Origin of the sequence: Micromonospora sp. M61, from assembly GCF_018070245.1 — a bacterium.
In the GTDB taxonomy this organism is placed as follows: Bacteria; Actinomycetota; Actinomycetes; order Mycobacteriales; family Micromonosporaceae; genus Micromonospora; species Micromonospora zamorensis.
Map to the genome: position 1 here is coordinate 1 of NZ_JAGPYA010000118.1, position 6,271 is coordinate 6,271.

The following is a 6,271-nucleotide window of genomic DNA, read 5'->3' on the forward strand; positions in this document are numbered from 1 at the left end:
CCGCCCCGGCTCAGTTCAAAATCAACGGAGGCGGCGACGACAAGCACCTCGGCGAGGTAGTAGCTGCGGTTCACAACTACGGGTCCAACCCCATCCGCAACGTGGCCGTCGTCGTCACCCTGCCCACAAATGGCCGGCATCTGATTCTGCCGCACCAGGAGATGATTGGCCCGGGAGAGAATCATGACTTCCGGCAGTGCTACCAGACCTGGATCCCCCTGCCCGGCTCCTCGTCGGGTCTCAAGGGCAAAGCGCCGGTCACGGTCTGCTTCATCGACCACACCGACCAAGCTTGGCTCAGGACGAGCGACGGCGATGTGGCTAGGACGACAGTGCCGTACCCGTTTGTCGAGGAGGCGCTCAAAACCTTCGGGTCGGTTCGGGAGTGAGATTGACGCTGCAATCCAACGGGCTGAGGGCGTCACCGTCGTGGTGACGCCCTCAGCCGGCAGGTGCGTGCACGAAGGCAGCTTGCCGTCAGGCCTTGGCTATGCGCTCGACCCAACCGTTGATGTTGCGGAGGTGGTCGGCCGAACTGAAACCGTCGGCGTCAGTGACCGTCTCCTTGAGATCTTCCACCGCTTGGCGCATGGCCCGCAGTTCCTCGGCTACGGCGATGAGGGCGTGCGCCGTAGCCGCTTGTGACACGGCCAGGGACGTTTCCGGGGTGCTCTGCGCTGGTGCCTGCCCTATCGTCTTGATCGCTTCCTGAAGGTGCTGCGTGCTCCGGTCCGTCATAACCGTCGATCGTGGCGAGACTGCCGGGCAGGCGGGAGGGTTCTGTCGCCTGGCTGACACGCACGCCGGGCCGGGGCTACGTGGCGTCGCGGTGCACCCGGCGGATCCGGATCCACAGCCGGCGGCCGAGCCGCAGCCGCTTCCCGCAGGACCGGCACCACCGGCACGGACGGGACAACTTCGGGTTGCGCTTGCTGCGGTGGTGGGCCTTCCCGCCGCAGAGCCAGCAGTCTTGGAACGGCCGGATGATGCACGACAGGACGTAGCCCAGGACGATGGCGACCGAGACGCCGGTCGCCCTGGCACCGCTGCTGGCTTTGGCCGGTGCGCAAGCGGACGGTCGAGCAAATCGCGATCGTCGACGGGACGCTGATCCCGACCCGCGATCACCGGCTCGCCGCACGGAACAAGAACTACCGGTACTCGACAAACCTGCAGGTCGCCATCGACGCCTCCACCCGCCTGGTCATCGCTGTCGGCGACCCGCAGCCGGGCAACCGCAACGACACGATCGTCTACCGCACCTCCGGCATCAACCAGAAGCTGTGCGGGCGGCCGGTGATGGCCGACGGTGGATACCGCGGCAATCCCGAGGTAATCATGCCGTACCGCAAGCCCACGGACGGCCGCTCGCTGCCGGACTGGAAGGAAGCACTCAACACCGAACACCGCACCGTCCGAGCAGGCGTTGAACACGCCCTGGCCAGGATGAAGTGCTTCAAGATCCTGCGCGACTACCGCCGCGCCGCCCACACATCGGCCGACGCTGCTTCCGGCATCGCCAACCTCCACAACATCATCCTCACCGGCTGACCAACGGCCCCGCCCCAGGCAACGCCTTCACCCAGTTACGAGACGTCCCTTAGGCGCCAATCTTGCGAGCAGCCAAAGAGAGATGTTCGTGTTTGCGCGGTGCCCCCGCCGAAGGTCGCCGTACAGCTGGCCGTACTGGCCGAGCGGGTGCCGACGGCAGCGCCGACCGCAACGAACTCGGAAACGGCCATGCGCGGACGAGCGCAAAGGAGAGACGCCGCTCCGAGACCACGGCTGTTCGCAGACGACCATGGATCTGCTGTAAAGAGCTCAGACGGAAGTACGCAGGTGTGGCGAGCCGGCGGACAAAGATCATCAGGCACAAGACGGGCACAACTGACACTGACAAGGGGTGTCAACCGCTGTAAGGCAATGGAAGACTTCGACCAGGCCAGCAGGTCGATTCGCCCGACTGCGGATGATCGACGCCCCGCCAGAGGGGTTCAGGTTTCGAGTCCCTGGCGGCCCACCACAGCAAGCACTCCGACACGTGCCGCAGCGGACGTCAAGCCGTGCGCCGTCGGGGGTTTACCGGGCGGCCGGATCGCGGGTGTTCGGAGATCGCCCAGGTCGACAGGGTGGCCGCGCCCCCCGAGGTCAGCAGATGCCTACTCCAGGCGGGCCGACATACGGCGACATACCGCGTCGAGACCGCTCCAATCGACGACAAGTTCGGAACCTGGCGCTGCGGGCTGACGCGGTTATCCTCTTCAGGTGCTGGCCCGTGGAGATCGTTGACACGGGGTCCGGCACTGCGAAGGGACTATCGACATGCCCCGTGTGGTACCGGCGGTCATCCGCGCACTCGACGTCCTCGAACTGTTCCTGGACTGCCCCCAACTGTCGGCCCGTCAGGTGATGGAGCGGCTCGACCTGCCCCGTACCACCGTCCACGAACTGCTTGTCACGCTCGAGGCTCGCTCGTACCTGATCTCCGTTCCGGGTCAGCCGGTGCAGTATCGGCTGGGCATGCCGCTGTTCCAGCTTGGCGCGGCGTTCGCCGGCCGGCTTGACCTGGTCCGCGAGGCGCAGTGTGTCGCGCGGGACGTGGCCGCCGCCTGTGACGAGGCGGTCCACGTGGCCGTGCTCGACGGCGCCGATGTCATTTACCTGGTGAAGTTCGACAGCACGCATCCGGTTCGGATGGTTTCGGCGGTCGGGCGGCGGCTGCCGGCTCACTGCACGGCGGTCGGCAAGATCCTGTTGTCCGCCCTCGATGAGGCGAGCCTGGATGACGTCCTGACGAAGGGCGACCTGCCGGGCATGACGCCGGACAGCATCACGGACCCGGACCGGCTCCGCGAGCATCTCGACCGTGTCCGGGCTGACGACGTCGCTGTCGACATTGGTGAGTCTGACAGCGCCATGCGTTGCGTCGCCGCGTCGATCCGAGACCACTCGGGCACCACCATCGCCGCCATGAGCCTGTCCGCGCCGATCATTCGCTGGACCCCCGAGGCGCACGTGGAGTGGACCGGGTTGGTTCGCGAGGGCGCTGCGGCGCTGTCGGCCCGGATGGGCTACCGGGCCCTGTCTCGATAGCCGACTTCCCGCTTTCGGCTCGAAACCTCATCGAAACATTGACATCGCTCAGAGCGCTGCTCTAGCGTCGCGACCACTCGATACGGTATCTCGAACTCAGTTCGAAATCTCGAACGGTGGTGGTCCCGTGGCCCGACCGAACTGGTACGTCAACGCTGCTTTCTCGGCCCGGCCCCCGATCGCCTCAACGCACTGATCGATGCGGGCGACTCGTCCGTGGTCGCCGTCATGAAGACACACCTGAAGCACGAGCTACGCCCTCGGCGTGCCGTGCTGCGGGGACTTGAAGGAGGCGAAAGTCCATGGACAACAATCCAGCCTGGTCACGGCGCGGCTTTCTGGGGATGGGGGTGGGGGTTCTCGGCGCAGCCGGCCTGGCCGCCTGTGGCGGCGAATCCGACTCGCCCTCCAAGGTGCAGGCGGAGGTTCCGCAGGAGCTGATCGACGCCGCGGCGGCGATGAAGGGCTCCTCGATGGGGATGCTGTCGCAGAAGCTGTACTCGACGGCCGCGAACGACGCCCTCGACAGCTCGATCAAGAAGTTCGCCGACACCACCGGCACGAAGATCGAGAACAGTCTGGTCCAGGCCGACGCGGGTGACGTGGTGGCCAAGATCGACGCCGAGGTCAAGGGCGGGGTGGCGCGCGATCTGGCGTTCATGACCGACTCACGGTTCGTCGCGCAGTTCCAGGCGCTGGGCGACCTGGAGGACGTGACGGACGTCGTCCAGGCGCTGACCGCCAAGTACGGCGAACCGTGCGCTGAGGCCAAGAACTTCTGCGTCTTCGACGGCAAGTGGTTCGCGATCCCGTACCACTTCATCGGTATCGGGTCGTTCCTGCGCAAGGACTGGATGAAGGACAAGGGCATCTCCCCCAAGGACATCTACAGCTGGGAGGAGTTGCGGGATCTGTGCCTGGAGATCTCCGATCCCGCCAAACGCCGATTCGGCTGGGGCATGACGGTGAACCGGTCCGGTGACGGCAACGGCATGATCGAGGCACTGATCAACGCCTACGGCGGGTCGATCGCCTCCAACGACGGCCGGAAGGTCACGTTCAACTCCCCGGAGACGGTGCAGGCGGTGACCTTCCTGGGCGATATCTACACCAACCCCAAGTACAAGCCGATGCTGCCGCCCGGGGTGGCGAGCTGGACCGACACCAGCAACAACGAGAACTGGCTCGCCGGGGTCCTCGGCTACACCCGCAACCAGTTCAGCGTCTACGCCGACTCCAGGACGAAGAAGAACCCGGTGCACGCGAACACCCACGTGTTCTCCGACTGCATCGGGCCCGCGACCAACAACCCCCTGCTGCTCGGCCAGTCGCAGGGCTTCGTCGTCTTCAAGGGTGCCAAGAACCCAGCGCTCGCCAAGCTCCTGGCCCAGTACCTGGTCAGCGCGCCCGCGCTGCTCGGGGTCGCGAAGGAAGCACCCGGCCTGGTGATGCCCGCCTGGGAGAAGGTCTGGGACGCCGACCCGTTCTTCACCAGCGGCGACCCGGCGTTCCCCATGCTGCGCAAGATCACTGAACTGAAGCTGCCGCTGAACACGAAGAACGGCCTGGCCTTCCCGCAGAAGGCCAGCGCGGGCCAACAGGCGGTGGGGTCGGCCTACGTCCTCACCGACATGATGCAGCAGGTCGTACAGGGCACGGCGCCGGCGCAGGCCGTGACGAGCGCCCACGCGAAGATGGTGCAGATCTTCAACCAGCAGGGGCTGCCGCAGTGAGCTCGGTCCGTCCTGCGCGGGTCCCGGCGGCGAGGAAGTCCCCGCCGCCGGGACTCGGCTCTCTCACGGCAACCCAGCGGCGGCTGGGTCGTGACTGGCGGCTGGGGGCACTGTTCCTGGCGCCCATGGCCGTGCTGGTCGGCAGTCTCGTCCTCGTGCCGATCGCCCGGTCGATCGTCACCAGCACCACGGAACGGCACGGGCAGGACACCGTGTTCGTCGGCCTGGACAACTACCTCGCCCTCATCGGCGACGAGCAGTTCCACACCGGCGTCGTGAACTCGTTCGTCTTCACCGCGTACGCCGAGATCTTCAAGGTTGTGCTGGGGTTGTCCGCGGCCCTGCTACTGCATCATCGGCGTCGCGGCCGGGCCCTGCTGACCGGGTTGCTGCTCGTGCCGTGGGTGGTGCCGACGGTGGTGACGGCGTTCAGCTGGCGCGCGCTACTCGACCCGATCTTCGGCAGCGTCAACACGCTGCTCACCGCTACCGGAATCGGGCCGCTGCTGGCCAGCGCGCACCTGGTCGACAGCTGGCCCGCGGGCTGGCTGTCCGACCCGTCACTGGCCATGCCGTCGGTGATCCTGGTCAACGTCTGGAAGGGGGTGCCGTTCTTCACCGTGTGTTTCCTCGCCGGGTTGAAGGCCATCCCGGCGGACCTCTACGAGGCGGCGACAATCGACGGCGCTTCGTCGTTGCAGCGGTTCACCAACGTGACGCTGCCCGGGCTGCGCCACGTGCTCACCGTGACGGTGACCCTGTCGTCGATCTGGACGTTCAACAACTTCGACCTCGTCTGGTTGCTGACCCAGGGCGGCCCGGGCGACGTGACCGCGCCGTACGTGCTCGTCGCGTACTCGAAGGCGATCTTGCAGTTGCAGTACGGCGCGGGGGCGGCGGTCACGCTCGTCATGCTGCCGGTCATCGGTGGGCTGGTGTTCGTCCTGGTCCGGTTGTTGCGCCAGGACACCAACATCAGACTGCCCCGGCGACGCCAGGCGGCGTGGCGGATCGGGGCGCGGCGGTGGGCTGGGACGGCGCGCAGGGCGCTGCCGTGGGTCGTCACCGCGGTGGTCACCGGTCTGCTCTTCTGGGCATCGCCAGAGATCTTCTGGAAGGCGGCGGTGGTCCTCGGAGTGATTCTGCTGATCGCGGTGGCGGTCGGCCGGGTGGTCTCGACCCTCCAGTCCCGGGGCGGTCGCCGGTCGTCGTCAGCGGTGTCGGGGCTGGGGTCCTGGGTCGCGCTGGCCGGGTTGCTCTTCTTCGTGCTGGGCCCGCTGTACTGGATCTTCGTCACGGCCTTCAAGTCCGAGGGCCAGGTCGTCATGCGCACCGACGACCTGTGGCCGACGCCGTGGACTCTGGAGCAGTTCGGTGCCCTGTTCGACAACCAGCCCTTCGGCCGCTGGTACCTCAACACCCTGCTGGTGTCCGCGGCGTCCACG

At 66.7% G+C, this 6,271-nt stretch carries 5 protein-coding genes and 1 pseudogene; 5 read left to right on the top strand and 1 reads right to left on the bottom strand.

Annotated elements, in window-relative coordinates; genetic code table 11:
- Positions 1-389: hypothetical protein (locus KBX34_RS32565; RefSeq protein ID WP_210928920.1), on the top strand; the 389-nt coding region annotated here is incomplete at its 5' end.
- 88 nt (positions 390-477) lie between these two features.
- Here KBX34_RS32565 and KBX34_RS32570 read toward each other — a convergent pair.
- Positions 478-738 (bottom strand): hypothetical protein, encoded by a 261-nt coding sequence (locus tag KBX34_RS32570; RefSeq protein WP_210928921.1) that lies wholly within the window; start codon positions 736-738, stop codon positions 478-480.
- A 296-nt stretch (positions 739-1,034) separates the two neighbouring features.
- On the opposite strand from KBX34_RS32570, the pseudogene KBX34_RS32575 reads away from it, so the two are divergent.
- From KBX34_RS32575 to KBX34_RS32590, 4 genes and pseudogenes are all read left to right on the top strand, one after another.
- Positions 1,035-1,551 (top strand): annotated as a pseudogene (locus KBX34_RS32575) (transposase family protein); the annotation flags it as partial.
- Between the two features lie 771 nt (positions 1,552-2,322).
- Positions 2,323-3,093, top strand: a complete 771-nt coding sequence (locus KBX34_RS32580) for an IclR family transcriptional regulator (protein WP_088951000.1) — start codon at positions 2,323-2,325, stop codon at positions 3,091-3,093.
- 302 nt (positions 3,094-3,395) lie between these two features.
- A complete protein-coding gene (locus KBX34_RS32585) occupies positions 3,396-4,826 on the top strand; it encodes an extracellular solute-binding protein (protein ID WP_210928922.1) in 1,431 nt (476 codons plus the stop codon).
- 125 nt (positions 4,827-4,951) lie between these two features.
- The coding region (locus tag KBX34_RS32590; protein WP_247672498.1) for an ABC transporter permease subunit at positions 4,952-6,271 on the top strand (1,320 nt) is incomplete at its 3' end.